The 24664-nt window shown below is 67.7% G+C and carries 22 protein-coding genes; 13 read left to right on the forward strand and 9 right to left on the reverse strand.

The features are described from left to right. Positions 1-2238 (forward strand): penicillin-binding protein 1C, encoded by a 2238-nt coding sequence (pbpC, locus tag LGM71_RS07055; protein ID WP_226114399.1) that lies wholly within the window; start codon positions 1-3, stop codon positions 2236-2238. A 17-nt stretch (positions 2239-2255) separates the two neighbouring features. Here the strand turns inward: pbpC and LGM71_RS07060 are convergent, their stop codons facing one another. Further along, positions 2256-2876 carry a LemA family protein gene (locus LGM71_RS07060; protein WP_059607227.1) on the reverse strand — a complete coding sequence of 207 codons (621 nt, stop codon included), beginning with the start codon at positions 2874-2876 and terminating at the stop codon, positions 2256-2258. An 80-nt stretch (positions 2877-2956) separates the two neighbouring features. Then, positions 2957-4486, reverse strand: a complete 1530-nt coding sequence (locus LGM71_RS07065; RefSeq protein ID WP_226114407.1) for a TPM domain-containing protein — start codon at positions 4484-4486, stop codon at positions 2957-2959. 88 nt (positions 4487-4574) lie between these two features. Here LGM71_RS07065 and LGM71_RS07070 point away from each other — a divergent pair, with 88 nt between their 5' ends. Next, positions 4575-5267: a hypothetical protein gene (locus LGM71_RS07070; RefSeq protein WP_124904169.1), complete on the forward strand. Its 693-nt coding sequence runs from the start codon at positions 4575-4577 to the stop codon at positions 5265-5267. Positions 5268-5313: 46 nt separating this feature from the next. Here the strand turns inward: LGM71_RS07070 and LGM71_RS07075 are convergent, their stop codons facing one another. The 3 genes from LGM71_RS07075 to LGM71_RS07085 all read right to left on the reverse strand — a co-directional run bounded on the left by LGM71_RS07075 (position 5314) and on the right by LGM71_RS07085 (position 8011). Next, complete coding sequence (locus LGM71_RS07075; protein WP_226114409.1) at positions 5314-6561, reverse strand: multidrug effflux MFS transporter; 1248 nt, start codon at positions 6559-6561, stop codon at positions 5314-5316. A gap of 293 nt (positions 6562-6854) precedes the next feature. Next, on the reverse strand, positions 6855-7751 hold the full coding sequence (locus LGM71_RS07080; RefSeq protein ID WP_226114411.1) for a glutamate/aspartate ABC transporter substrate-binding protein: 897 nt from the start codon (positions 7749-7751) through the stop codon (positions 6855-6857). Next, positions 7715-8011 (reverse strand): hypothetical protein, encoded by a 297-nt coding sequence (locus tag LGM71_RS07085; protein WP_226114413.1) that lies wholly within the window; start codon positions 8009-8011, stop codon positions 7715-7717. Before LGM71_RS07085 ends, LGM71_RS07080 begins: the two co-directional genes overlap by 37 nt. Before the next feature lie 155 nt (positions 8012-8166). Here LGM71_RS07085 and LGM71_RS07090 point away from each other — a divergent pair, with 155 nt between their 5' ends. From LGM71_RS07090 to LGM71_RS07100, 3 genes are all read left to right on the forward strand, one after another. Further along, positions 8167-9813 (forward strand): S8 family peptidase, encoded by a 1647-nt coding sequence (locus LGM71_RS07090; protein ID WP_226114414.1) that lies wholly within the window; start codon positions 8167-8169, stop codon positions 9811-9813. A 716-nt stretch (positions 9814-10529) separates the two neighbouring features. Continuing rightward, complete coding sequence (mgtA, locus tag LGM71_RS07095) at positions 10530-13301, forward strand: magnesium-translocating P-type ATPase (RefSeq protein WP_226114415.1); 2772 nt, start codon at positions 10530-10532, stop codon at positions 13299-13301. A 67-nt stretch (positions 13302-13368) separates the two neighbouring features. Beyond that, positions 13369-14115: a transporter gene (locus LGM71_RS07100; protein WP_226114417.1), complete on the forward strand. Its 747-nt coding sequence runs from the start codon at positions 13369-13371 to the stop codon at positions 14113-14115. A gap of 72 nt (positions 14116-14187) precedes the next feature. Here the strand turns inward: LGM71_RS07100 and LGM71_RS07105 are convergent, their stop codons facing one another. Together LGM71_RS07105 and LGM71_RS07110 are read right to left on the reverse strand one after the other, a co-directional pair. Beyond that, positions 14188-14472, reverse strand: a complete 285-nt coding sequence (locus LGM71_RS07105; protein ID WP_124623046.1) for a transcriptional regulator — start codon at positions 14470-14472, stop codon at positions 14188-14190. A gap of 71 nt (positions 14473-14543) precedes the next feature. Then, a complete protein-coding gene (locus LGM71_RS07110; protein WP_226114418.1) occupies positions 14544-15419 on the reverse strand; it encodes a LysR family transcriptional regulator in 876 nt (291 codons plus the stop codon). A gap of 93 nt (positions 15420-15512) precedes the next feature. Between LGM71_RS07110 and LGM71_RS07115 the strand changes: the two genes are divergently transcribed. The 6 genes from LGM71_RS07115 to LGM71_RS07140 all read left to right on the forward strand — a co-directional run bounded on the left by LGM71_RS07115 (position 15513) and on the right by LGM71_RS07140 (position 19956). Beyond that, complete coding sequence (locus LGM71_RS07115) at positions 15513-15749, forward strand: hypothetical protein (protein WP_226114419.1); 237 nt, start codon at positions 15513-15515, stop codon at positions 15747-15749. A gap of 197 nt (positions 15750-15946) precedes the next feature. After that, on the forward strand, positions 15947-17014 hold the full coding sequence (locus LGM71_RS07120) for a serine hydrolase (protein ID WP_226114420.1): 1068 nt from the start codon (positions 15947-15949) through the stop codon (positions 17012-17014). A gap of 46 nt (positions 17015-17060) precedes the next feature. After that, entirely contained in the window at positions 17061-17297 is a 237-nt protein-coding gene (locus tag LGM71_RS07125) for a hypothetical protein (protein ID WP_175815676.1), read from the forward strand. Between the two features lie 120 nt (positions 17298-17417). Further along, positions 17418-17873 carry a MarR family winged helix-turn-helix transcriptional regulator gene (locus LGM71_RS07130; protein WP_226114422.1) on the forward strand — a complete coding sequence of 152 codons (456 nt, stop codon included), beginning with the start codon at positions 17418-17420 and terminating at the stop codon, positions 17871-17873. Positions 17874-17941: 68 nt separating this feature from the next. Then, a complete protein-coding gene (locus LGM71_RS07135; protein WP_226114423.1) occupies positions 17942-18505 on the forward strand; it encodes an isochorismatase family protein in 564 nt (187 codons plus the stop codon). Further along, entirely contained in the window at positions 18502-19956 is a 1455-nt protein-coding gene (locus LGM71_RS07140) for a DHA2 family efflux MFS transporter permease subunit (protein ID WP_226114424.1), read from the forward strand. The genes LGM71_RS07135 and LGM71_RS07140 overlap by 4 nt, the downstream gene beginning before the upstream one ends. Positions 19957-19985: 29 nt before the next feature. Here LGM71_RS07140 and LGM71_RS07145 read toward each other — a convergent pair whose 3' ends face one another. Further along, the gene (locus tag LGM71_RS07145) at positions 19986-20585 is read right to left on the reverse strand and encodes a LysE family translocator (RefSeq protein WP_226114426.1); all 600 of its coding nucleotides are present in this window, start codon (positions 20583-20585) and stop codon (positions 19986-19988) included. A 95-nt stretch (positions 20586-20680) separates the two neighbouring features. Between LGM71_RS07145 and LGM71_RS07150 the strand changes: the two genes are divergently transcribed. Both LGM71_RS07150 and LGM71_RS07155 read left to right on the forward strand, forming a co-directional pair. Next, a complete protein-coding gene (locus LGM71_RS07150; protein ID WP_151048784.1) occupies positions 20681-21556 on the forward strand; it encodes a LysR substrate-binding domain-containing protein in 876 nt (291 codons plus the stop codon). 255 nt (positions 21557-21811) lie between these two features. Next, positions 21812-23053 (forward strand): mechanosensitive ion channel family protein, encoded by a 1242-nt coding sequence (locus LGM71_RS07155; protein ID WP_226114428.1) that lies wholly within the window; start codon positions 21812-21814, stop codon positions 23051-23053. Between the two features lie 58 nt (positions 23054-23111). Here the strand turns inward: LGM71_RS07155 and LGM71_RS07160 are convergent, their stop codons facing one another. Then, the gene (locus LGM71_RS07160) at positions 23112-24533 is read right to left on the reverse strand and encodes a PLP-dependent aminotransferase family protein (RefSeq protein WP_124623064.1); all 1422 of its coding nucleotides are present in this window, start codon (positions 24531-24533) and stop codon (positions 23112-23114) included. Positions 24534-24664: the final 131 nt, after the last annotated feature.

Raw genomic sequence — 24664 nt, forward strand, 5'->3', positions numbered from 1 at the left:
ATGATCGATCGTGTATTGCCGCGGCCGGTGCGTTTCGCCGGCCGCGTATTCGTCGCCGTCGTGCTCGCCGCGCCGCTGGTCGCGCACGCGCTGCCCGGCTACGACGACGTGCGCCGCAACTGGCGCAGTTCCGACTGGGTGCTGCTCGCGCGCGACGGCACGCCGCTGCAGCGCACGCGCGTCGACCTCACCGAACGGCGCGGCGACTGGGTATCGCTCGCCGACGTGTCGCCCGCGTTCCGCGAGGCGATCGTCGTGTCCGAGGACAAGCGTTTCTACGAACACAGCGGCGTCGACTGGCGCGGGATCGCCGGCGCGGCGTGGGGCAATCTGTGGAACGAGCGCACGCGCGGCGCGTCGACCGTGACGATGCAGCTCGCCGGGCTGCTCAGCGATTCGCCGCGCCGCTCAGGCCAGCGCTCGCTGCCGCAGAAGGCCACGCAGGCGATGAACGCGCTGCTGCTCGAGCGCGGCTGGCGCAAGGACCAGATCCTCGAGGCCTACCTGAACCTCGTGCCGTTCCGCGGCGAGACGGTCGGGCTCGCCGCGCTGTCGCAGGTGCTGTTCGGCAAGGCGCCGTCCGGCCTCGACGCGCGTGAAGCCGCGATCGCGGCCGCGCTGGTGCGTGCTCCCAACGCAGCAAGCGCGAAGGTCGCCGAGCGTGCGTGCCGGATCCTGCGCGACATGCACGCGGAACAGGCGTGCGCATCGCTCGACGGCTACGTGCAGCTCGTGATCGCACGCCCGGCCAACGCCGTGCGCGACGACGGCGCCGCCCTCGCCCCGCACTTCGCGCGCCGCATCGCGGCCGAGGTCAGACCGGCGGCCGGCGCGCAGGTGCGCACGACGCTCGATGCGCCGCTGCAGCGCTTCGCGCGCGACACGCTGACGCGCGCGCTAACCGAGCTCAACGCGCCCGCGCACCGGCGCAACGTGCAGGACGGCGCGGTCGTCGTGATCGACAACGCGACCGGCGAGATTCGCGCATGGGTCGGTTCGTCGGGGGCGCTGTCGAGCGCGCGCGACGTCGACGCCGTGCTCGCGCCGCGCCAGGCCGGCTCGACGCTCAAGCCGTTCCTCTATGCGCAGGCGATCGACGAGAAACGGCTGACCGCCGCATCGCTGCTCGACGACGCACCGATCAACCTCGCGGCCGGTGGCGGACTCTACATTCCGCAGAACTACGACAAGGATTTCAAGGGCTGGGTGAGCGTGCGCAGCGCGCTCGGCGGGTCGCTGAACGTGCCGGCCGTGCGCACGCTCGTGCTCGTCACGCCGCACCGCTTCGCGCGCACGCTGACCGCGCTCGGCCTGCCGCTGGCGCAGGAAGGCGATTACTACGGCTTCAGCCTTGCGCTCGGCAGCGCGGACGTCACGCTGCTGTCGCTGACCAACGCGTATCGCGCGCTCGCGAACGGCGGTGTCGCGCGCAAGATCGTCGACTTGCCCGCGCCGTCGCCCACGTCCGGCATATCGGGATCGGGGCGCACGGACAACGGCACGCGCGTATTCAGCGAAGCAGCCAGCTTCGTCGTCACCGACATCCTCTCCGACAACAACGCGCGCGTGCGCACGTTCGGCTTCGACAATCCGCTCGCGACGCGCTTCTTCTCGGCGGTGAAGACCGGCACGAGCAAGGACATGCGCGACAACTGGACGGTCGGCTTCACGTCGCGCTATACGGTCGGCGTGTGGGTCGGCAATGCGGACGGCTCGCCAATGTGGGACGTGTCAGGGGTGACGGGCGCGTCGCCCGTGTGGTCGGCCGTCGTCGGCTACCTGCACCGCGACTTGCCGAGCCGCGCGCCACGTCCGCCGGCCGGTGTCGAAACGCGCCGCATCACGTTCGAGCGCGACGTCGAGCCGTCGCGCGACGAGTGGTTCATCGCGGGCACGGCGCTCGACACGATCCGGCTCGCGGCGCCCGTCACGCCGGGCAAGAACGGCGCGCGCGCACCGCTGACGATCGGTGCGCCGACCGACGGCACGATCTTCGCGATCGATCCGGACATTCCGCCGAAGAACCAGCGGATCTGGTTCGAGCGGTCTTCCGGGCATGCGGCGCGGTTCGCGTGGCGGCTCGACGACAAGGTGATCGGGCACGCCGACCGCCTCGCGTGGATGCCGTGGCCGGGAAGGCACCGGCTGGAACTCGTCGACGCGCGCGGCAACGTGGCGGATGCGATCGGCTTCGAGGTGCGCGGCGCGTTCGCGAAGCCGGCCGCGCGCAAGCCCTGAGTGCGCGGGCAGGCCGCTTACTGGCCGGCTGCGTTCGTCTTCGGCGGCTGATTGGAGAAGTCGATGACGGGCGCGGTCGAAATCGCGGATTCGTTCGCGACGCTGAAGTTCGGGCGCGGCTGATAGCCGAAGATCCGCGCGATCACGACACCCGGGAACTGGCGGATCTGCACGTTGTACTGCTGCACCGTCTTGATATAGCGGCCGCGCGCGACCGCGATGCGGTTTTCGGTGCCTTCGAGCTGCGTCTGCAGGTCGCGAAACGCCTCGTTCGCCTTCAGCTCCGGATATCGCTCCGACACCACCATCAGCCGGCTCAGCGCGCCCGATAGTTCACCCTGCCGCTGATCGAACGCCGCCAACGCGGCGGGATCCTTTGCCATCTCCGGCGTCATCTGCACGCTACCCACGCGCGCGCGGGCCGACGCCACCTCGGTCAGCACGCGTTCCTCGTGCGACGCGTAGCCCTTCACCGACGCGGCAAGGTTCGGCACGAGGTCGGCACGACGCTGATACTGGTTCAGCACCTCCGACCACGCGGCGTTAACGTCCTCATCCGACGACTGGATCGCGTTGTAGCCGCAACCGGCGAGCGGCGCGAGCACGCAGCACACGAGCAGGATTCGAAACCATTTCATTGTTTGTGACTTCCGGTTGAACGCTCCGGCTGGAGCGGTAAGTTGAAAAGAAACGTTCGCGCACGCGCCGCGCATGGCGGTTACCAGCGGCCCGATGCCCCGCCGCCGCCGCTCGAGCCGCCACCGCCGGTGAATGAGTCGGACGAACTGGAACTGGAACTGGACGAGCCCGAGCCGGACGATGGCCAATTGAAGGACGAAGACGAAGACGAGGACGTGGAGCTGGATGACGACCCATCGCTGCCCGTCAGTTTTTCGACGATCCACAGGATCGCCACCACCACGCAGAAGACCGCCACCAGAACCTCGCCGGGCGAATATCCCATCAGATGCCCGATCCCGATCAACGCCAGCAACGTCCCGCCGATGATCGCCGTATTCTTGCGCACGCGTGCGGAGCGAACGACGCCGATACCGAGCAGCCACGCACCGACACCGATGCTCGTCGGGACGATCGCCAGCGCACCCAGGATCGCTTCCAGATCGCCTCTGAAAATCGCGCCGACCGGCAACATCGCAACCGGCACGATCGTCGCGACGAGGAAGCTGGCCGGCAACATCACCTGCCAACGCAGCTTGCGCCATTCGGTGACGACACCCAGCGTGACGCCGGTCAGGCCGAGCAGCAACCAGAACAGGAAGCTCCCGACGTCGTCGGGGGGAGTCTCCGGCAAGCCGTTCGACAGCCGCTTCGCATCGCCGGACGCCGCGCGCCGAGCGTCCTCGTCGGGCAGTGCGCTATCCGACGCCGCCATTTGCGGCGGCGTCATCTCCCGCACCAGTGCATCGACCGTATCGCTCACGCCGGCTTCGATACGCTTCTCGCGAAACGCCGGCACGATGCGCTCGCGGATGATTCGCCCTGCGACGATGTCCGGAATCGCGCCTTCGAGGCCGTATCCGACCTCGATCCGGACGGTGCGATCGTTCAGTGCGGCGACCAGCAGCAAACCGTTGTCGATCTTGCTCTCGCCGAGACGCCATTTCTCGAACACCGTGGTCGCGAACTGCTCGATGGTCGCGTGGCCGGTCGACCCGACCAGCAGGATCGCCATCTGCACGCCGAGCCGGCGCTCGAGATCGGCGAGACGGTCGGTCAATTCGGACGCACAGGCGACACTGAGCACGCCCGTCATGTCGGTCACGCGGCCTGTCAGCGGCGGCGCCGCTTCGGGGTCGTGGGCCACGGGATAGGAGGCTGCGGCAGCCACGTTCGTGCAGGCCGAAGGCGCATTGGCTACCGACGGAATCGCGCCATCGCCGGCGTCGGCCGGGGCGGCTAAGGCCGGGACGCAAAGGAACGCCGCGCCGGCCAGCAGCGCGGCGGCCACCGCCGCGTTGCCGATGCGGGCCTTGCCGCGGATACGCGCGGGTCGCACCGCGTCGCGGGGCGTGCATGCCATCGATGCCGGATCGCCCTCGCAATCCGGGAGGCTTGACCGCCCCATCAGTCGTTTCAGGTTCATGTCGGAAACGGCGCACCGGCTCCGTCGGGAACGGCGCGTTCTCTCGTCGTTTTTTAATCGTCCCGCAGCATAACCAATTGCGAAGGGAATCGAAAGGTTCAGGATCCGGCACGTTCGGCCGCGTCCCGTCAGGAAAACGGGCAAGCACCGCCCGGATTCGAGACATAAAATAGGAGCGGCACCGCCCCGCCGGCGCCCACCGGTTGCTTCACTCGCCCAAAGGCCCGCGACCATGAACCTTCGCCACCCGCGCTTCATCCGCCCCGCGCTGGGCACCGCCTGCGTCGCCGCCGTCGCGGCACTTGCAGGCTGCAACGGCGACGCCTGCTTCGGCGTCGACGTCTGCTTCAACAACACCAACACGCAGACCATCGCGCTGTCGGGCACGGCCGCCACGGGCGCCGCGCTCGCGAGCGCGTCGGTGACGGTCAGTTGCGCACAAGGCTCGGCGACGACGCTGACCGACGGCGGCGGCAACTACCGCGTGACGGTCAACGCCGTGCTGCCGTGCGTGATCACCGTCGCGTCTAGCGGCACGAGCCTGCATTCGCTCGCCTACGCGGGCGGCACCTTCAACACGACGCCCGAGACCGAGCTGATGCTCGTCTATCTCGCCGCGCAACTCGGCACCAACACGGCCGGGCTGATCGGCAATTTCCAGGGGAATGCGCACTTCCAGAGCGTAATGGGCAGCCCGGGTGCGGTGCAGTCCGCGCAATCGGCGGTCGTGACGAATCTGCAGCAGCGCTATTCGGTCACACTGTCGACACCGGCCTTCCTGACGACGCCGTTCGTGGTCGGCCAGCCGGGCGTCGACAGCGATCTAGACGCACTGGCCAAGGCCGGCGCGATCGATTCGAACGGAATGCCGGATCCGGCCGCGATTTCGCTGCTGGCGCAGGCGGGCGCGGCGCAGCCGCTGTGAGCGGCCGGCGTGCCGTTGCGGCACGCGTTCACGCGGCCTATATGGCTTACGCGGCTTCCCCGCGCCCGCACGCCACGCTCGCGGCCTGCTGCTGCGTCAGGTAGCGCAGCAGCTTCGTCACCATCCATACGACGATAAACGACAGCACGACGAAGAACACCGCGAGCGGCGTCAGCACCTGCACCGACACGAAACCGGCGAGGCCCATCATCGCGGACGACACGAGCAGCAGCGCACACCCGAGGATCGCACTCGTCAGCCCCGCGATATGCGGAAACAGCGAATTGCCCTTGGCCATCAGCGTCGGATACATCGCGCCCGCGCAGAAGCCCATCACGAGCACCGGCGTCGCGAGCGTCCACACGCGCAGGCCGACGGTCAGCGCCAGCACGAGCATCGCGACCGCCGCGACCGCCATCACGCGTGCGCCGATGCGCAGCCGCTGCTCGGCACTCGGCAGCCCGCGCCCGTGAATCCGGTTCGACAGCCCGCCGAGGAAATACATCAGTCCGATCCCGAGCGCGAGATAGCCGAAGAAGGTCGGCGGCTTGTGCAGCGTGGTCTGCACCATGAACGGCCCGACGATGTTGAACACCAGCAGGATGCTGTAGCACAGCCCCTGCGCGAGGAAGCAGCTCTGGAACACCGGGCTCGCGAGCACCTTGCCCGCGTTCGCCATCAGCGTGCGCGGCTCGAGATGGACCGGTTTCGGCAAGGTTTCGCGATAGCGCCACAGCAGCGCCCACATCACCAGCGAGTACACCAGCAGGAACACGAGGCACGCGCGCCAGCCGAACCATTCCTGAAGGTGCGCGCCGATCACCGGCGCAATGATCGGCGCGAGCCCCCACGCGATCGACATGTACGTAAACGCATGCATCAGCGCCTGGCCCGAGAACGAGTCGGTGATGATCGCCTTCGCGAGCAGGTTCGTGGTCGCGATCCCGAAGCCCTGCAGGCAGCGCGCCAGCACGAACGTCTCCAGGTTCGGCGCGCCGAGCGACAGCAGGCAGCCGATCGTGTAGATGACGAGCCCGAACGCAAGCACGCGCTTGCGCCCGTACGCATCGGCGACCGGGCCGAAGATCAGCTGGCCGAGCGCGTAGGCGGCCATGTAGCCGGAGACGCTCGACTGGATCGCCTGCGGCGTGGTCGCGAACGAGCGCGCCATATCGGGCAGCGCGGGCACGTAGATGTCGATCGCGAGTTGGCCGGCGGAGGCGAACAGGCAGATCAGGAACAACAGGAAGCGCGGCGAGTTCGATTCGCGCGCGGGTGTGAGCGAGGCGTTCATGACAACCGGGAAAGATTCGGACGGCGGCGACACGCGCCGTGCTGTTCGAACAACGAACAACGGTGCGCGGCGAAGTGCGTATTGTGCCTGTTGTTGCGCAGCGCGACAGGAATCCCATGGCGCGGGCACGGTTGAATGCCGATTTCGGCACACCTGACAGGCCGGCAGCACCCGGGCCGGAAATCAGGTCTGACGCACACTTTCGCCGCGCCAGCGAGCGCACCAGAAACGGAAACCGCCGGCATCTGCCGGCGGCTTTTCATGTGCGATGCAATACCACGACGACGCTTCGATCAGTATTGCGCCTGATCCGTCGGATTCCTGAACAGCTGCTTCATCTCCGGCGACAGCGGATAATTGAGGCTCACGCCCTTCGGCGGAATCGGCTGCATGAACCACTGGTCATAAAGCTTCTCGGCCGCGCCGGAGGTCTGCATCTTCGCGATCACGCCATCGACCACGCGCTTGAACGCCGGATCGTCCTTGCGCATCATGCACGCGTAGTTTTCGTGAACGAGCGGCGTGCCCGTCACCGTGTACGCACCCGGATTGCGGTCCTTTGCGATCTCGCCATACAGCAGGGGCTCGTCCATCACGAACGCGACCGCGCGCCCCGTCGTGACGTTCATGAACGCTTCAGCGTGGTCCTTCGCGCTGATGATCGTCATGTTCATCCCCTTCTCCTCGTTGAGCTTGCGCAGCAGGCGCTCGTCGGACGTGCCGGCCGTCGTCGCGACCGTCTTGCCGGCCAGGTCCGTGAAGTCCTTCACACCCGAATCCTTGCGCGTGCTGAAGCGGATCCCGTACAGGAAAATACTGTTCGAGAACGCGGCCTGCTTCTGCCGCTCCAGCGTGTTGGTCGTCGACCCGCACTCGAAGTCGATCGTGCCGTTCTGCAGCAGCGGAATCCGGTTCTGCGACGTAATCGGGATTTCCTTCACCGTCAGGTTCGGCGTCTTCAGCTCGGCCTTGAGCGCATCGATGATGTGCGCCGCGATGTCGCGCGAGTAACCGATGTTCTTCTGCTGGTTGTCCGAATACGAGAACGGCACCGACGATTCGCGGATACCCAGCGACACGATGCCCGTGTCCTTGATCTTCTTCAGCGTGCCGGTGAGCGCCTGCGCATGCGCGGTGCCCGCCAGCGCGCAGGTCAGTGCGACGGCCAGCCAACGGAAGCGGCGATCCATGCTTTTCTCCTGACGAAACGTTGATCGAATCGCGATCGTACGCCTGACAAAATTCGCACCTCATCGGGGAAAGCGCCAAACACCATCGTCGAGGCCACGCCGCGAACAATCGTTTCCGTGGCGCGCAAAAGCGCCCGCGCCGCACGTTTCGCCCGATCAACCGCCTGCGATCTTGCACCGCGTGAACAGATCATCCGTTCCAAACGCGCGTTCATGCTGCGATACAGCAAGGCAATCGTTTGCGTTTCGCACTTTTTCACCCGAAAACATATTCAAGAAACCGCCTCATCAGCCGTTACCCAATGCATGGCGCGTCGCAGCAGTCCCGTGCACGCCCGATAAAAAACAGGTCCGGTTTACGCCGGCCAGGCACAACCGCCAGCACGACGGTTATCTACGAGGATCGAGTTTCACCATGAGAGCCAAACGATTCAATTTCGCGCTGGCCCGCTCCGCTCATGCGCGCATGCTCGCCGGCATGCTGTCTGCCGCGGCCCTTCTTCCGATCGCCGGCTGCGGGGGCGGTGGCGGCGACGGCGGCAGTCCGTCGCCTTCCAATGCAGCGCCGGCCCCCTCGCCCTCGCCTTCCCCGACGACCCCGCCCGCGACCAACGGCAGCAATACATGCGCGACGCAGCAGGCCGCCGTGCAGATGGCTGCCCAGCCGACCGCGCCGGCCGAGCCGCCGGTCGATCACCTGATCGTCAGGCTGAAGACGCCGACAGCCGCGCGCGCGATGGCGGCCATCGACACCGGCACGCGGCTCGACGCGGTGATCCAGCGCTCGATGACGCGCTGGACAGCGCCGACGACGACCGGCGCCGCACGGACGTATGCCGCCGTGACGACGTCGCAGGCACCGCTGAACGTGCAGGTGGAGCGAACCCTCTCGGACGGCGCGGCCGTGCTATCGATCGGCCAGCGCATCGCGTCCGGCGACGCGGCGGCGCTCGCGCAGGCATTCGCGGCTGACGGCGACGTCGACTACGCGGAACCCGATCACCCGATGCGAATCCGCGACACGCCGAGCGACCCCGCATATGGCCAGCAGTGGTATCTGTCCGACGCCAGCGTCGGCATCAACGCGCCGCCCGCATGGACGCGAACCAAGGGTGCGCCGACCGTCGTCACGGCGGTGCTCGACACCGGCTACCGGCCGCACCCCGACCTCGTCGGCAACCTGCTGTCCGGCTACAACTTCATCTCGAACGCCAACACCAGCAACAACGGTCAGACGCGCGGCACCGATGCATCCGATCCGGGCGACTGGGTCACGCAGCAGGAACTGGACGACACCAGCGGCCCGTACTATCACTGCGCGAGCGAACCGAGCACCAGCAGCTGGCACGGCACGCGCGTGATGGGCGTGATCGGCGCCGCCGCCAACAACGGCATCGGCGTCGCCGGCGTGTCGTGGCTCGGCCGGATCCTGCCGGTGCGCGTGCTCGGCAAGTGCGGCGGCACGACGAGCGACATCGCGGACGCGATGCGCTGGGCAGCCGGCATCCCGGTCGCCGGCGTGCCGACGAACCCGAATCCCGCGAAGATCATCAACCTGAGCCTGGGCGGCGTCGGCGCGTGCAGCGCGACGTTCCAGCAGGCGATCGACGATGTGAACGCGAAGGGCGTGACCGTCGTCGTCGCCGCCGGCAACGATGGCCTGTCGACCGCGCTCGACCAGCCGGCGAACTGCCGCGGCGTGATCAGCGTCGGCGCGACCGACGCGACCGGGCGCCGCGCATCGTTCAGCAACTTCGGCTCCGACGTCGCGCTGAGCGCGCCGGGTGTCAACATCCTGTCGACGGCCAACAGCGGTACGACGACACCGGGCACGGACACGTATGGCACCGCGAGCGGCACGAGCCTCGCGACACCGCAGGTGACGGGCATCGTCGGGCTGATGCTGTCGGTGAACGGCAACCTCACGCCCGCTCAGATCCAGCAGAAGCTGCAAGGCGGCGCGCGTGCGGCGATGCTGCCGGCCAGCACGTCGTGCACCGCGCTGCCGGCCGGTTCCGGTATCGCCGATGCAGGCGCTGCCGTCACCGCGGCCACGCAGTAACCGGTACGTCGCCTCGACGCAACCGCGCGCATGCCTGCCTGGCGTGCGCGCATTTTTTCGTCCGCGGAGCCGGCGCCATTGCGCCGACGTATTCCAGGAATTGCCTGAAAAAAGGGCGGAAAAAGGGTTGACGCTTCGCACGACGACCCATTACCATCGCCCCCGTCTGATTACATGGAGTGTTCTGTGAACACCGATGCGAGTTGTAGTTGGTCCTCGACCGACTTGACTGCTGCCTGAGGAAACCGCGCAGAGCCTCGTCTTCTGCCGCATCCCGGGAAGCAGGATGCGGCGCCCTTCCGGCCTGACCGGCCAGAATCCCCCGCCCATTTTTTCAATATCGCCGAACGTACGCGCTGCGCAACCGTGCGTTGCCGCGCGCATACGTTCGCGCCGCACGCAGCGCACGCCGCGTGCGTGTTCCGTTCGCGTGCCGTCCGGCCGCGCGCCCTCGAGCGTGCGCGGCTGCCGATCGCCCGTGCCGCCGACCCGCAACCGACAGGAGTACAGATGAACTCAGACGACAGTAGTCGATTACCGCTCGCCGGTGCGACGCCGCGCTTCGTCCTGCGGACCGCACTCCGCGCGCCGGCGAGCCTTCCTCCCTTCACCGATCCACAGCCGATCGCGCCCGGCGCGACGCGGCGGGAAGCGTTCGTGCGTCGATAACGTCACGGTCGCTTCCCGTCCGCCGCCGCGTGCGCAAGGAGCGACTCATGACACAACGAAACACCTCGCAAAAGAAACAGCGCGGCTTCATCAACGCCGGCCCCGGTCAGCAGAACGAACCGCGCGTCATGCGCGCCGCGCAGGAAGCGGCTCGCCCGCTCGAAGAAACCTTCAAGTCGCTGCATACCAGCATGCGCGGCCTCACCTGCGCGCAGGCCGCCGACCGCCTGCAGCACGACGGCCCGAACGAAATCGCGCACGACAAGCCGCCGCACTGGACGCGCCAGCTGCTGCATGCGTTCCACAATCCGTTCGTCTACGTGCTGCTGGTGCTGGCCGCGATCAGCTTCTTCACCGACGTCTATTTCGCGGCACCTGACGATCGCGACTACGTCGGCATGACGATCCTGCTGGCGATGGTCACGATCAGCGCGCTGCTGCGCTTCGTGCAGGAATTCCGGTCGCTGCGCGCGGCCGAAAAGCTCAAGGCGATGGTTCGCACGACGGCGACCGTGCAGCGCGCAGTGACCGAAACGTCCGAGCCGGCGCGACGCGAGGTGCCGATGCGCGAAGTGGTGGTCGGCGACATCGTGCACCTGTCGGCCGGCGACATGATTCCCGCCGACGTGCGTCTGCTCGCGTCCCGCGACCTGTTCATCAGCCAGGCGGTGCTGACCGGCGAAGCGCTGCCGGTCGAGAAGTACGACACGCTCGGCGCGGTTGCCGGCAAGTCGGCCCACGCGGGCATGGCGGGCACGCCGGGCGCGGCGAACGACGCGTCGACGTCGCTGCTCGATCTCGAGAACGTGTGCTTCATGGGCACCAACGTGGTCAGCGGCACCGCGACGGCCGTGGTCGTCGCGACCGGCGAGGACACGTATTTCGGATCGCTCGCGCGCAACGTGGTGAGCCACAAGCGCATCGAGACGAGCTTTGACCGCGGCGTCGCGAGCGTGAGCTGGCTGCTGATCCGGTTCATGTTCGTGATGGTGCCGATCGTGTTCATGATCAACGGCCTGACCAAGGGCGACTGGCTGAGCGCGCTCACGTTCGCGCTTGCGGTGGCCGTCGGCCTCACGCCCGAGATGCTGCCGATGATCGTCAGCGCGAACCTCGCGCGCGGCGCGATCGCGATGGCGCGCCGCAAGGTCGTCGTGAAGCGGCTGAACTCCGTGCAGAACTTCGGCGCGATGGACGTGCTGTGCACCGACAAGACCGGCACGCTCACGCAGGACAAGATCATCCTCGAACACCATCTCGACCTGTCCGGCCACCGGAACGAGGACATCCTTCGGCTCGGCTGGCTCAACAGCTTCCATCAGAGCGGCCAGAAGAACCTGATCGACATCGCGGTGGTCGCGCGCGCCGACGAGATCGGCGAGCGCGTGAAGCCGCAGGGCTACAGGAAGATCGACGAGCTGCCGTTCGACTTCGTGCGCCGCCGCCTGTCGGTCGTCGTCGAGGACACGCACGGCGCGCACCTGCTGATCTGCAAGGGCGCGGTCGAGGAAATGCTCGCGGTATCGACCCACGTGCAGGACGAGAACGGCGTGCGTCCGCTCGACTTCGTCGCGCGCAAGCGACTGCTCGAACAGGCAAACGCATACAACGAGGACGGCTTCCGCGTGCTGGTGCTCGCGACGCGCGCGATCCCGCGCGGCGACGAACGCGAACAATACCGCACCGCCGACGAGCGCGACCTCGTCGTGCGCGGTTTCCTGACCTTCCTCGATCCGCCAAAGGAATCGGCCGCACCGGCGCTCGCCGCGCTGCGCGATAACGGCGTGTCGGTGAAGGTGCTGACGGGCGACAACCCGACCGTCACGATGAAAGTGTGCCGCCAGGTCGGCCTCGAACCGGGCAAGCCGGTGCTCGGCGCCGAAATCGAGGCGCTCGACGATGCGACGCTCGCGCAAGTCGTCGAACGCACGACGGTGTTCGCGAAACTCACGCCGCTGCAGAAGGCGCGCATCGTGAAGGCGCTGCAGGCGAACGGCCACACGGTCGGCTTCCTCGGCGACGGCATCAACGACGCACCCGCGCTGCGCGACGCCGACGTCGGCATTTCGGTCGACAGCGGCGCCGACATCGCGAAGGAAACCGCCGACATCATCTTGCTCGAAAAGAGCCTGATGGTGCTCGAGGAAGGCGTGATCAAGGGCCGCGAGACGTTCGGCAACATCCTGAAGTACCTGAACATGACGGCCAGCTCGAACTTCGGCAACGTATTCTCGGTGCTCGTCGCCAGCGCGTTCCTGCCGTGGGAGCCGATGCTCGCGACGCAGTTGCTCGTGCTGAACCTGATCTACGACACGTCGCAGATGCTGCTGCCGTGGGACAAGATGGATCCGGAGTTCCTGAAGAAGCCGCGCAAATGGGAAGCCGGCAACATCGGCCGTTTCATGCTGTGGGTCGGGCCGACGTCGTCGGTGTTCGACATCACGACCTACGTGCTGATGTGGACCGTGTTCGGTGCGGGCGCGATGTATCACCTGCAAGGCGGCTCGGGCGGCCAGATCGTGATGAACTCGGGCTGGTTCATCGAGAGCCTCGTATCGCAGACGCTCGTTGTGCACCTGCTGCGCACGCAGAAGATTCCGTTCCTGCAGAGCACGGCCGCGCTGCCTGTGCTGTTGTCGACATTCACCGCGATCGCGATCGGCTGCTGGCTGCCGTTCTCGCCGTTCGCGGATTCGCTCGGCTTCATGCACCTGCCGGGCACCTACTGGCTGTGGCTCGCCGCAACGATGGTCGGCTACATCCTGCTCGCGCAGATCGTCAAGACGATCTATGTGCGCCGCTACAAGCAGTGGTTCTGATTTCCCCCGGGCGACGGCGTGCCGGCCCGCATGGGCCGGCCGCCCACGACGCACTACAGGTGACATGATGAAAAGAAGAATGCTTCCGCTCGCGGCCGCGAGCGCCCTCCTCGCGCCGCTGGATGCCTACGCGGCTCATCCGCTCGTCAGCGACGACACGGGCACGCAGGGCAATGCGAACTGGCAGTTCGAGTTCAACGGCGAGGAAACCCCGAAACAGGACGAGAACGGCCGCCATCAGTTGTGGAACGCGACGCTCACGCGCGGGTTCGGCGAGCACGTCGATCTCTACGTGAACGCGCCTTACACGCATCTGCAAACGCGGACCGACGACAACGGCGCGGGCATCGGCGATGTCGAGATCGGCATGAAATGGCGCTTCGTCGAACACGGGCCGCTATCGCTTGCGCTGAAACCGAAGGTGACGATGCCGACCGGCAACGACGGACGCGGGCTCGGCACGGGCCGCGTCGGCACCGGCGCGACGCTGCTCGCGCAAGCCGACGTCGCGCGCTTCTCGCTGCTCGCGAATGCGGGTCTCGCCTACCAGCCGAACCGCCAGGGCGATCTGCGCTCGGTCTGGGCCGTGTCGGCCGCGGCGCTCTACAAGGCAACCGACACGCTGCAGTTCGTGGCGGACATCGGCCTGTCGCGCAACACCGAAAGCACGGCCGGCGCGAATCCTGCGTTCGTGATCGCCGGCGCGATCTACTCGCCGAAGCGCTGGTTCGATCTCGACATCGGCTACCGGCACGGGCTGAACGACCAGACCTACCGTCATTCCATCATGGGTGGCGTAACGGCGCGGTGGTGATGCCGCGGTGATGCGGCCGACGCCGCATGTCTGACCGCACCACCACGGGCCGCCTTCGGGCGGCCCGTTTTCTCATTGGCCGTCGTTCGCGCCGAACAGTTGCGCGCACACGGCGCGCCCCTCTTCGGTCAATGCGGCGCTGCCGGTGCCGTCGTCGTTCAGCGTCGTCGCGCTCAGGCCGGCGGCGTCGAGTTGCGTCAGCACGCGACGCAGCGTGCTCATCGGCAATTGCGCGCGCTTCGCGATCTTCGGCAGCGACCACGTTCTGCCGGACGGATCGGTCGCGGCTTCGTGCAGCGTCGCGAGCGTCGCAACGAGTGCGGGATCGAGCGGGGCGTCGTCGGATTCTGAAGTCATCGGTTCGGGTTCGCGAGCCGGCGCGGGACCGGCATTCAGGACGGATGCAATCGCGGACACTATACGCCCGGTCACGCGCCCTTGATCGCGGCGCGCATGAACGACACGAAACGCGTCGTCACGGGATCGTCGCGGCCGGACAGCCACGCCAGCCCGACGCGCCATTTCGCGTCCCTGCCGGCGAGCGGCAACACGGTCGCGTCGCGCAGCAGGTACTGCGCACGCGACGGAATGAACGCAACGCCGACCCCGGCCGCGACCGACGTGAGCACCGATTGAACGTCCTCCGCCTGCTGCGTGACCTGCGGCACGAAGCGCCGCTCGCCGCACCACCGGTCGATCTGCGCGGCGAGCCCGGGGCCGCGTGCGCGCTGCAGCGCGATGAAGCCGATCTCGTTGAGCACGTCGAGATCGGCCGGCACGCGCTTGAAGCCGAGGTGCGGCGGCACCGCGAGCGCAAGCCCTTCGTCGATCACCTTGAACGACGACAATCCTTCATCCGGCGGCAATCGCAGGAACCCCGCGTCGAGCTTGCCCGCGCGGAGCCGACGCGTTTGCTCGGACGACGACAGGTCGCTCAGCGTGACCGCGATGCCCGGATTGCTGCGCCGGAATTCCGCGACAAGTTTCGGCACGAGCGTCAGCACGGACAGGCAGATGCCGAGCCGCAAATGCCCGCGTTGCCCGCTGGTCGCCTCCCGTGCGCGCGCGAGCATCTCGTCGGCATCGCGCACGAGCGCCTGCGCGTCGGGCAGGAAGCGTTCACCGAACGGCGTCAGCTCCGCGCCATGCCGCCCGCGCTCGAACAGCTTGCCGCCGAGGCTCGCCTCGAGCGCGCCGATCTGCTTGCTCAGCGCCGGCTGGCTCATGTGCAGCGTGTCGGCCGCGCGGCTGAAATGGCTGAGCTCGGTGACCGTCAGGAAAGTGCGCAGCAGTTTCAATTCCATTCTTCAAAGGAATCGTATCGATCGAAACATTCATTTTACTGATCGAATGGCGTGACGTTCAATACGGGCACACCCCTTTCGGAATTCACCATCATGCCTCTCGATCATGCGGCCGAGTGCCTGACCGACGTGCCGCACGACACGGTCGTCACCGACGCAAGCGATGCCGAGCCCGACGCGCCGGCGCCCGAGCGTCGCACCGCACGCGCCGACGGTCGCAGCCGCCGCTTCCGCTTCGGCAATGCGCTGGACGACGCGCAGCCGCGTGCCGTCACCGGTTCGATCGCGATCAGCTTCGCGGTCGTATCGCGGCGGAACTGGCCGCGTTGAGTCGACACGCCAGGCGCCCGCCGACGAACGCACGCGTTCGACCCTCCGCAAAAAAACAGCAGAAATCCGCGCGCATCACGCATCAATGCGCACACATCCATCGTCATCTCCACGCGATCGACCTTATAATTTCCCGCAGCCACTGACCGCCCACGCATTTCGCGCCGCCGCAACGCGCGTGAAAAGGAGACTTTCGCTTGACCGGCCTCATCGCGCGCCTGCCTCGCGCCCGGACCACCCTGATCATCGCCCTCTCATTGCTGACACTCGCGTTCGCGACAAACGCATCCGCGCAGCCGCACCGGACCGCGTCGCCGCATGCGCATGCGAAAGTCGTCAAGAAGAAACCCGCGACCCGCAAGCACAAGGCCGTCAAGCATCGCCGCCCGCGCGTGAAGCATCATGCGGTCAAGCGTCACGCGGCGCCCGCACCGCACCGGCGCGCGAAACGCACGAACGCGGTCCACCCACGCCCCGCCGCGAAGCCGCGCCTGCTCGCGAGCTGCGGCTACAGCCCGCGCGCGGTACGCTCGCTGCACTCGCGCGCGGCCTACGTGCTCGACGTCGACTCCGGCACGCCGCTGCTGGCCCGCAACGCACGCACGGTGCGGCCGATCGCGTCGATCTCGAAGCTGATGACCGCCGTCGTCGCGCGCGACGCGGACCGGCCGCTGAACGGCGTACTGCGCGTCAGCTCGCGCGACCGCGACACGATCAAGTTCACCGGTTCACGGCTGCCGATCGGCGCCGAACTGTCGCGCCGCCAGATGTTCCATATCGCGCTGATGTCGTCGGAAAATCGCGCGGCCGCCGCGCTGAGCCGCGACTATCCGGGTGGCCGCGCCGCGTTCGTGAAGGCGATGAACCGCGAGGCGCGCCGGCTCGGGATGCGCCATACGCATTTCCGCGAACCGACCGGCCTGTCGCCGCACAACGTGTCGACCGCCGAGGATCTCGCGCGGCTCGTCGACGTAGCCGCGCAGGATCCGCTGATCCGCTATTTCTCGACGGACACGTCGACCACCGTGCAGGCCGGCGATGGCGATCTGCTGTACGTGAACTCCGATCCGCTCGTCCGCTACGGCCGACTGCCGATCCGGATGCAGAAAACCGGCTTCATCAACGAATCGGGGCACGGCGTCGTCATGCGCATGCACGTGAAGGGCCGCCGCGAAACTGTCGTGCTGCTTGGCGCGCCGACGCGCGCCGGCGTGTCGAGCGATGCACTGAAGATCCATCGCTGGCTGGCCTGCTCGATCCAGTAGGCACGACGCGCGCGGCCGGCGCGCTCATTCACGAAGGAGCGATGCCATGCAGGACGAATACCGTTTCAACGCGTTCGGACGCCTGCTCGCCGTCGTGCGTTCGAACGGCCGCTGGGCCGTGTTCGATCTCGGCGCCGACGGCAAGCGACGACCGGCCAACCTGCAGATTCCGTCCGCGCTCGCCGCGGACGAACTTGCGCAATATCTCGGCGACCTGCTGCACGAGGATGCATCGCCGAAGTACAACGACGTCGTGCCGATTCCGTCGCCGCGCCGCGCGTAACGCGCCGCCGCCCGCCGCCGACGTCCCGCCCACCGGTGGTTGCCGCGCCACCACCCGCCACTCCGACCGCATCGATGTCAAATTCGACAGTTTAACTTGCAAGTTAAACTGTCGTGTTATATGATCCGCCGCATGACACCGCCACGCACACCCGGCGTTTCCGCCGATACCGTCGCCGCCGAACTGACCCTCGCGGTCGGCCAGTTGATCCGCCGGCTGCGTTCCGAGATCGAATCCGAAGGGCTCGGCATGTCGCAGACGAGCGCGCTCGCGCGGCTCGAACGACAGGGCCCGATGACCACCGCCGATCTCGCCCGCGCCGAGGCGATGAAGCCGCAGTCGATGAAGGCCATTCTCGCAAGCCTCGAAGAAGACGGGCTCGTCGAACGCGAGCCTCATCCGACCGACGGCCGCCAGATCCTGTTCCTGCTGACCGCAGCCGGCCTCGCGGCACGTCGCAAGCGCGACAGCGCGAAGCACAAGTGGCTCGGTGCCGCGATCGAGAAGCTCGGCCCGGAAGACATCTGCACACTCGCCGCCGCGATTCCGCTGATCCGGCGCATCGGCGAGCAATGACCCCGCCTGCGTGATGCGCGGCATCCGCGCGCACGCTTTTCTTCGCCCAATTCACGGAGCATCACGCCATGAGCACAACCCGTCTCGACACGCAAACGGCGCTCGTCGTCATCGACCTGCAGAAGGGCATCGTTGCGCTGCCCACCGCCCACCCGGTCGCACCGGTGATCGAGCGTGCGCGCGAACTGCTCGACGCCTTCCGTAGCCGCGGCCTGCCCGTCGTGCTCGTCAACGTCGCCGGCAGCGCGCCGGGCCGCACGCAGCAGCAGGTGCGTGTGGATGCCCTTCCCGCCGACTGGACCGATCTTCTGCCCGAACTGAACCGCCAGCCGAGCGACCATATCGTGACGAAGAAGACCTGGGGCGCGTTTACCGGCACCGGTCTCGACGCGCACCTGAAAGCGGCCGGCGTCACACAGATCGTGCTGACCGGCATCGCGACGAGCATCGGCGTCGAATCGACGGCCCGCCAGGCGCACGAGCTCGGCTACAACGTGACGCTCGCGGTCGACGCGATGACCGACCTCAACGCCGACGCGCACACGAACAGCGTCGAACGGCTGTTCCCGCGTCTAGGCGAGACGGGCCCGACGCAAGAAATCCTCGCGCTGCTCGACCGGCGCGGCGCGTGAGCGACAAACGCGCTCAGCGGGTGCCGGGCCACGCGGCCGGCCGGCTCGATCCATCGATCTGGAAAGTCAGCGCGGTCGCAACGCTCGGCTCGCTGCTGTCGCAACTCGACGCGACGATCGTCAACGTATCGCTGGCAAGCCTCGCGACCGACCTGCACGCGAGCCTGTCGACGATCCAGTGGGTGACGAGCGCCTACCTGCTCGCCCTCACGCTGGTGTTGCCGCTGAACGGCTGGCTGGTCGACCGCATCGGCGCGAAGGCGCTATACCTGTGGTGTTTCGCCGCGTTCACGCTGACGTCCGCGCTGTGCGGGCTCGCGTGGTCCGCGCCGTCGCTGATCGCATTCCGCGTGCTCCAGGGCGTCAGCGGCGGGCTGCTCGCGCCGATGGCGCAGATGATGATCGCGCGCGTGGCCGGCCAGCAGATGGCGCGCGTGATCGGTTACGCGGCGGTGCCCGTGCTGATCGCGCCGATCCTCGGGCCCGTCATCGCCGGTGCAATCCTGCAGCACGCATCATGGCGCTGGCTGTTTCTTGTGAATCTGCCGGTCGGTGCACTGGCGCTTGCGCTGGCCGTGTGGTTCCTGCCCGGCGACCGCGAGCAAACGCAGCGGCGCGAACTCGACTGGGTCGGCCTCGCGCTGCTGTCGCCGGCGCTCGTGCTGTTCCTGTATGGCGCCGAGCGCATCGACGCGGTGCCCGGCATCGCCGCGATCGCGGGTTCGGTGCTGCTGCTCGCCGCGTTCCTGTGCGTCGCGCGGCGCAAGGGCGAGCATGCGCTGATCGACCTCGCGCTGTTTCGCTCGCGCGTATTCAGCGCGGCCGCTGCCACGCAGTTCCTGTCCAACGGCGCGATCTACGCGGGCCAGATGCTGATTCCGGTGTTCCTGATCGAAGCGTGCGGCCGCTCCCCCGGCGAAATGGGCTGGCTGCTGGCGCCGCTCGGGCTCGGCATGCTCGTCACCTATCCGTCGATGGGCGCGCTGACCGGCCGGTTCGGCGTGCGCCGGCTGGCCGCCGCCGGCGCGCTGCTCGCGCTCGCCGCGACGCTGCCGTTCGTGTATCTCGCGCTGGCCGGCTACGATCCCTACGTGCTGGTGCCTGCGCTGTTTCTGCGCGGGATGGGCCAGAGCGCGATCGGCGCACCGTCGATTTCCGCCGCGTATGCGTCGGTCGAACGGCGCAACCTGCCGATGGCGACGACGTCGCTCAATATCGTCCAGCGCCTCGGCGGCCCGACGTTCACGACGATCTGCACGCTGCTTCTCGCATGGCGGCTGCAGGCCGAATCCGTGTCGACCGGCGGCACGCACGGGGCCGCCTACGCGTGGGCGTTCGGCCTGCTTTGCGCACTGCATGCGGCGAGCTTCGTGACGACGCTGCGGCTGCCGCGATGGTCGAGCGGCGCGGGCGGACGGCCGGCGGGGGCCGCGCGGGCCGGTTCGCGCTGAATGCCGGGGCCGCGCCGCGCGTGGCGCCGCTACTGCAACCACATCGGCACGATCGACGCCGCGAGCAGGATGCCCAACCCGGCATTCACGCAACGCCACTGCCGCTCCGTGCGCAGCACGCGCGCGAACAGCAGCCCGGCACAACACCAGAGCGACAGCGACGCCATCGCCGCCACGCCGAATGCCAGCCCGATCAATACCCCGAGCCTCACGGGGCCGGACGCCAGCGCGGCGAACGACGCGGCCGCGCCGAGCGTCATCGCCCAGCCCTTCGGGTTGTGCCACAGCATCCAGACGCCGCTGACGAACCCTTGCGGCCGATGCACGGCCGCGTCGACGCCGGGCTTGCCGCCGCGCGCGATCCGCGTGGCCAGCCACAGCAGGTACAGCGAGCCGAGCACCTTCATCCCGAGTTGCAGCGCAGGCAGCGCCAGCAACACGCTGCCGAGCCCGGCCGCGGCGGCGGCGGCCATCGATGCCAGGCCGGCCGCGATGCCCGCCATCATCGGCAACGAACGCCGATAGCCGAAATGCGCGCCCGATGCTGTCGCCAGCGTTGTCGCGCCACCCGGCGTCACCGTGGACACGATCACGAACAACATCAGCGGCAAGTAGTCTTGAAGCGGCACGCGGGCCTCCGGTCATGGTCGTCGAAGCCCGGTTTTACCCGCGATCCACGCATTACGAAAGCGAAGGCTTTTTATGCCTTCCATTAGCATTCATAATGCGACCTATGGTACGCAACCTCGACATCGCCCTGCTTCGCGCCTTCGTCACGGTCGCCGATCACGGCAGCATGACGGCGGCGAGCCGCGCGCTGCATCTGACGCAAGGCGCGGTCAGCCAGCAGGTCGCGCGGCTCGAAATGCTGTCCGGCCCGCTGTTCGTGCGCGAGCATCGCAACCTGCTGCTCACCGCGGACGGCGAGCGTCTGCTCGCGCAGGCGCGCCGGCTGCTCGCCGCGCACGACGCGCTGCTGACCGACATGACGGCCGGCGCGATGGAAGGCGCCGTGCGCATCGGCGCGCCGCAGGATCTCGTCGGCAGCTGTCTCGCGCCGATCCTGAAAGGCTATGCGCACGCGCATCCGCAAGTCGCGCTGTCGCTCGTGTGCGCGGCGTCGCCCGAACTGCGCAAGGCGCTCAGGCAGGGCGAGATCGATGTCGCGTTGATCGAGGCGCCGGTCGGCCCGTCGCGCGGCGAATGCGTCGCCGTCGACCGTCTGGTCTGGGTCGGCGCAAAAGGTGGCAGCGCCCATCTGCAGACACCGCTGCCCGTGTCGATGGTCGACCGGACCTGCGCGTTCCGCCCGACCGTGCTCGACGCACTGCGTGCCTGCGACCGCGCATGGCGCACGGTGTTCGAGAACGGCAGCATCGACGCAACGGCCGCGACCGTGCGCTCCGATCTGGCGGTGACCGTCTGGCTCGCGTCCACCGTACCGGTCGATCTCGACATCCTGCCCGCCGACAGCGGCCTGCCCGCGCTGCCGAATTTCGCGATCAACCTCCATCTGCCGCGCGGCGAGCCCACGCCGGCTGCGGCGGAACTGGGCCGCCACCTGCGCAACGGCTTCGCACGCATGCGCGCGGCCGCCTAGCCTTCTACCCCGCTTGCCGCTACGCGACACGTGCCCCGAGGGGGCATTGCATGGCAAGCGCGCAGTGTGTTGCCCGGCATGAAAACAAGGCAGTGCGACGTAACGGTGAAAATGTTCCGGAGCCCTACGTCATGCATTTGCGGCATCCGGGCGGAACCCGATGGCACAATCACGGTCCCTTTCATGTGCCCTTCAGCGGGCGCGCGCCGCATCGCGGCGCAGATTCAACGCACGAGAAGGACCCTGTCTGCCCTTATGACCCTGAACGAATCCTGGTTTGCGCCGCTCGTCGGCATCCTCATCCTGCTCGCCGCCGCCGGCGCGATCACGGCCACCGCCCATTTCCTGCTGTTCCGCGTGGTCGCGCGTCTTGCGCGGCTGTCGGCCACCCGCATCGACGACGCGCTGTTCGAGTTCGGCGCATTCAAGTGGCTGAACCGCATCGTGCCGTTCGTCGTGATCAAGCTCGGGCTCGGCGCGGTGCCCGGCATCCCCGCCGTGGCCGCTCAAACCGCCGACAAGGTGCTGTTCGCGCTGATCGTGTTCCTGGTGTCGATGACGATCAGCGCGACGCTGTCCGCGCTCGAGCACACGCATCGCACGAGCCGGCGCGACCAGCCGCGCCTGTCGCTGAAAGGCGCGATGCAGCTCGTCAAGCTCGTGATGTTCATCACGGCCGCGCTCGTCGTGATCGGCGACGCGACCGGCAAGCAGATCGGTCTGCTGCTGTCGGGCATCGGCGCGATGTCCGCGGTGCTGATGCTGATCTTCAAGGACACGCTGCTCGGCCTCGTCGCCGGCGTGCAGCTGTCGTCGAACGACATGCTGCGGATCGGCGACTGGATCACGATGCCATCGGCCGGCGCGGACGGCACCGTGATCGACATCACGTTGAACACGGTCAAGGTTGCGAACTTCGATCACACGATCATCACGGTGCCGACCTGGAAGCTGATCACCGAAAGCTACCAGAACTGGCGCGGGATGACCGAGGCCGGCGGGCGCCGCATCAAGCGCGCGCTGTTCGTCGACGCGACGAGCGTGCGCTTTCTCGGCAACGACGAGGTCGAACGGCTCGAACGCCTGACACTCCTGAAGGACTACCTGGAAGACAAGGTCGACGCGATCGCGCAATGGAACGGCACGCTCGGTGCCGCCGGCGAATGCCAGGCGAACCGCCGTCAGCTCACGAATCTCGGCACGTTCCGCGCGTACGTCGCGAACTACCTGAAGGGCCATCCGCGGATCCGCCGCGACATGACGTGCATGGCGCGCCAGTTGCCGCTGACGGCCGAGGGCATTCCGCTCGAACTGTACTGCTTCACCGACACGACGACCTGGGTCGACTACGAGGCGATCCAGTCCGACCTGTTCGATCACCTGATCGCGGTGCTGCCGGAATTCGGGCTGCGCGTGTACCAGCATCCGTCGGGCTTCGACATGCGCCGGATGGCCGGCGCGGCGCAAGCCGACATGCCGGCGCTGCACGCGCGATAGTGCTTGCCGCGGCGGCCTGCAACGGGTCGCCGCCGGCATCTCGCGCGCGTGGCGCCGCTCACCGCCCCGCACACTCGGACGCGAGCCGCCCCACCACCTTCAGCGCATCCTCGATCTGCCGCGACCACGGATAGCTGTAGTTGAGCCGGATGAAGTGCCGGTAATCGGCGGTCGCCGAGAACATGTGGCCGGGCCCGATCGTGATCCCCTGCGCGAGCGCGAGCGCATACAGCTTCATCGCGTCGACCTGCGGCGGCAGCTCGACCCACAGCACATACCCGCCCTGCGGCTGCGACAATCGCGTGCCTTCCGGGAAGAAGCGCCGCACCATCGCGCTCATCAGGCTCGCCTGCTGCGCATACTGCTTGCGCATCCGCCGCAGATGAAAATCGTAGCCGTCGTGCTTCAGGTATTCGGCGATCGCGAGCTGCTCGATCGCAGGCGTCGCGAGCGTGTTCAGGAATTTCAGCTTCTCGACCTGGTCGCGGTAGCGGCCGGGCATCGCCCAGCCGATCCGGTAGCGCGGCGACAGGCTCTTCGTGAACGACGCGCAATGCAGCACGAGCCCGTCGCGGTCGTACGACTTCAGCGCACTCGGCGTCGTGTCGCCGTAATGCAGCTCGTGATAGACGTCGCTCTCGATCGCGGGCACGTCATGCTTCGCGAGCAGCTCGACGAGCGCGCGCTTGCGCGCATCGGGCATCTGGAAGCCGAGCGGATTGTGGAAATTCGGCATCACCATGCACGCGGCGATGCGCTCGCGCGCGAGGATCCGTTCGAGCGCGTCCAGATCGATGCCGTCGCCCGGATGGGTCGCCACCTCGAGCGCACGCATGCCCATGCGCTCGATCGCGTGCAGCATCGCGTAGAACGTCGGGGACTCCACCGCGATCGTGTCGCCGGGCTTTGCGACGGCCTGCAGGCACAGGTTGATCGCCTCCGTCGCACCGATCGTCATCACGATCTCGCCCGGCTCGACCGGGATCCCGCGCTCCGCGTAGCGCCGCGCGATCTGGCGGATCAGCTCCTGGTTGCCTGGCGGCAGGTCGTCGATCACGCCCCAGCGCGTGCGGCGCCGGCCGATCGCCTGTGCGTAGCGCGCAAGACGCTGCACCGGGAACTGCGACGCATCGGGATACGGCGAACCGAGCGGCACCGCGTCGTCGCGCGCGATCGAGCGCAGCGTCGACAGCACGAGCCGGCTCACGTCCACCGCCGACGGCTCGTCGGCCGGCGCCGACACGTGCAGCTCGGCCTCCGCCGGCGCCGTGGCCCGCGCCCGCACGAAATAGCCCGACTGCGGCCGGCTCTCGATCAGCCCGCGGCTCTCGAGCACGAGATACGCGCGCAGCACGGTCGTGACGCTGAGCTGCTGCTGCCGGCTCGCCTGGCGCACCGACGGAATCCGCTCGCCAGGCCGGTACACGCCGCGCTCGATCTGCGCCTGCAGATCGTCGGCCAGTTGTTCGTAACGCTTCACGCGCCTCCCTTTCAACGTCCCTTCAACAACACAGTTGCGGTCCGCACTGCCTGATTGGCCGCAACTGTACTCTTTTTCGAAGACGAAAGGTGTACACACAGCGGCCGGAACACTGCGCGTACTCTCCGTGC

It is taken from the genome of Burkholderia sp. AU33545 (assembly GCF_020419685.1).
Lineage (GTDB): Bacteria > Pseudomonadota > Gammaproteobacteria > Burkholderiales > Burkholderiaceae > Burkholderia > Burkholderia diffusa.